4 protein-coding genes and 1 pseudogene are annotated in these 2,494 nt (G+C 33.9%); 1 reads left to right on the top strand and 4 read right to left on the bottom strand.

Features of this window, described 5'->3' with window-relative positions; translation table 11 throughout:
- Positions 1 to 27 precede the first annotated feature (27 nt).
- Positions 28 to 402: a hypothetical protein gene (locus tag C6988_RS09380; RefSeq protein WP_182134938.1), complete on the bottom strand. Its 375-nt coding sequence runs from the start codon at positions 400 to 402 to the stop codon at positions 28 to 30.
- A gap of 105 nt (positions 403 to 507) precedes the next feature.
- Between C6988_RS09380 and C6988_RS09385 the strand changes: the two genes are divergently transcribed.
- Complete coding sequence (locus tag C6988_RS09385; RefSeq protein ID WP_182134940.1) at positions 508 to 1,149, top strand: YqaA family protein; 642 nt, start codon at positions 508 to 510, stop codon at positions 1,147 to 1,149.
- On the opposite strand, the gene C6988_RS09390 is transcribed toward C6988_RS09385, so the two are convergent.
- From C6988_RS09390 to C6988_RS09400, 3 genes and pseudogenes are all read right to left on the bottom strand, one after another.
- Positions 1,146 to 1,706: a DNA-3-methyladenine glycosylase gene (locus C6988_RS09390; RefSeq protein ID WP_182134942.1), complete on the bottom strand. Its 561-nt coding sequence runs from the start codon at positions 1,704 to 1,706 to the stop codon at positions 1,146 to 1,148. The genes C6988_RS09385 and C6988_RS09390 overlap by 4 nt on opposite strands.
- An 8-nt stretch (positions 1,707 to 1,714) precedes the next feature.
- Positions 1,715 to 2,263: a uracil-DNA glycosylase gene (locus tag C6988_RS09395; protein ID WP_182134944.1), complete on the bottom strand. Its 549-nt coding sequence runs from the start codon at positions 2,261 to 2,263 to the stop codon at positions 1,715 to 1,717.
- Positions 2,260 to 2,494 (bottom strand): annotated as a pseudogene (locus tag C6988_RS09400) (TldD/PmbA family protein); the annotation flags it as partial. The pseudogene C6988_RS09400 and the gene C6988_RS09395, both read right to left, overlap by 4 nt.

Genomic DNA, 2,494 nt, shown 5'->3' on the forward strand with positions numbered 1-2,494 from the left:
CTGCCTGAAATGCAAGTTAACTTGACTCTAAGTGTATAATTTGACAATAGGCAAACATGAATCAATAATTCTGAGAACCTCACTTCTTACTACTTTTTTGTCAATTGAAATCCAAACTCGAATTTTTTTTATTGCAAATGAAATTGTTTGAACTTTTTTTCTTTCTTCCCATACAAACTCAATCTCTCCTAAACTCTTATCGAAGAATGATTCTAAATCTGTCTTCATTGCGATATGTGAAAATTGAAATTTCGTATTTTTTGCATTAAGCATTGGTTTTAGATTCTCTCGTCTATAGTATGAGAGAAGTTCTCCACTTTGTCCAATGACTCCTACAAATCTAATGTATGGACTAATCTTTGCAATAGTGATTCCTATTTCTTGATAGTTCTTTTTTGCCACGATGACCTAACCTTGATAATATGATATTTTAATGATTGCAGAGATTTTTTGTAAACTAGAGTCGATGATCTTATAGTTAAATAACGCTGATCAAATTGAAGTTTATTGGATTTTACTGACCTATTTCCATTTGCCCCAGAAGTGGGGTACCTTGGATTGGCTTTGGTCAGTTTCTTTGGCTCACTGATTCCTTTTGTTCCTGTTCCATCATTCTTGCTTCTTGCGACAATGGCAGTAGGTGATCAATTTGACATTCACATTCTTGCATTATCCTCTGCGTTATTATCTACAATTGCAAAACAAATCATATTCTATGTTAGTTATGGTGGAAGAAAAATTATCGGTGAAAAATCTCGTCAAAGGATGAAACCATTTCAGAAATTAGTAAAAAGATACGGTGCAGGTGCAGCATTTTTTGCAGCCGCCACTCCAATTCCAGATGATTTAGTTTATGTCCCACTTGGTCTTGCAAAATATAATCCAAAACGATTTTTCATTGCAACACTAACTGGAAAAATCGTTCTTCATTATGTTATAGTGTTAATCGCACATTTCTTGGGACTCTCATTAGTTGAGCCATTCTTAGAAGACATTGATGATGCAACCCCAATTTACATTGGAATAATTGCATTTGGAGGCATATTGACTGCAGTGATCATACTTCTATTACGTTTAGATTGGGCAAAAATATTGGGAAAAGCTGCTCCTTGGACCCTAGAAGATAATGATGATGAAAAATCATCTTAATTTAGATTAATTTTAAAATTCCACAAATTTTCTATTCCGTTTTTTATTCCAATTCTATTTGATGCAAAAATTTTTTGTTTTTCTATTCCTTCTGCGATGAATAATTCTCCAACTTTAGTCAAGTCAACGCCATATTGTTTTTTATCAATTTTTAATGCTTGAGTTAATTTTGCAGGGCCATTTGTTAGCTCTGATTCTTTTTTTATCGTCCTATTTTTTATCATGTAGTTTATTCCATTTTCTGGTTTAATTGCTCGAAGCAAAACTGCTCCTGCTTGATAATTTTTACTTCTTGCAACTGCATTTACACAATAGTACATACCATAAGTAAAATAGACATAAGCACGACCTACTTGTTCAAACATTGCTTTATTTCTTGGAGTTATTCCTCTATGTGCATGACTTGCTGGATCATCTGAAAATCTATAGGCTTCTGTTTCTGTAATAATTCCAGTTAGTGTTTTGTTTCCTATTTTTCTTACCAAAGTTTTTCCAAGTAATTCTTTTGCAACTTGAACTGTATTTCTTTGATAAAATTCTCGTGAAATGGGTTTCATGTCTAAAATTATTTTTCTGCGAGAATTTTGAATAGTTTTTTCATGTCTTTTTTTAGAAGTGGAAGCAATGACTGATTGTAAATTGTGGCTGCTGGATGAATTGTAATAAAATACTCTTGATTGTCTTTTTTCATGATTTTTCCCCTATGTTTTGTTATATTATCTCCTCCAAGTAGAGATTTGAATGCAGTATTGCCCATAACACAGATGATCTTTGGCTTTATCAAAGAAATCTCAGCATTAAGATATGACGAGCACTTTTTTCGTTCATCATTATTTGGGACTCTGTTATTTGGAGGCCTACATTTTACAATATTTGTAATGTATACTGAATCTCGTGTGACTCCTGCATATTCTAGTGCAAGTGATAGTCTTTTTCCAGCACTGCCAACAAATGGTTCTCCGTGTTTATCCTCGCTTCTTCCTGGTGCTTCTCCAACAAAAATTACTTGAGACTTTTCATCTCCTTTACCAGGAACAGAATTAGTTCTTCCTTCACACAATTCACATTTTGTGCACGCTGTAACTTTTTTCCTAATTGTCTCTATAGAATTCATTTTGCCCCGACGCTCTTCACTGTAGCTAAACCGCGAATGGTTGGACCACCATTTCCCATAATCATTGATTGCATTGGGTCGCCTTTACCACAATTTGTAATTGGCCTTACCGTAAAATCATTACCACATGCATCAATGCTATCAAAAAACTCTGGTGCAACTCCCATGACAATTACATCTCTTAGTAAATCAGTTAGCTCACCATTTTCTATTTTTTGTGCCCATTGACAT

It is taken from the genome of Nitrosopumilus sp. b1 (genome assembly GCF_014078545.1).
Taxonomy (GTDB): Archaea; Thermoproteota; Nitrososphaeria; order Nitrososphaerales; family Nitrosopumilaceae; genus PXYB01.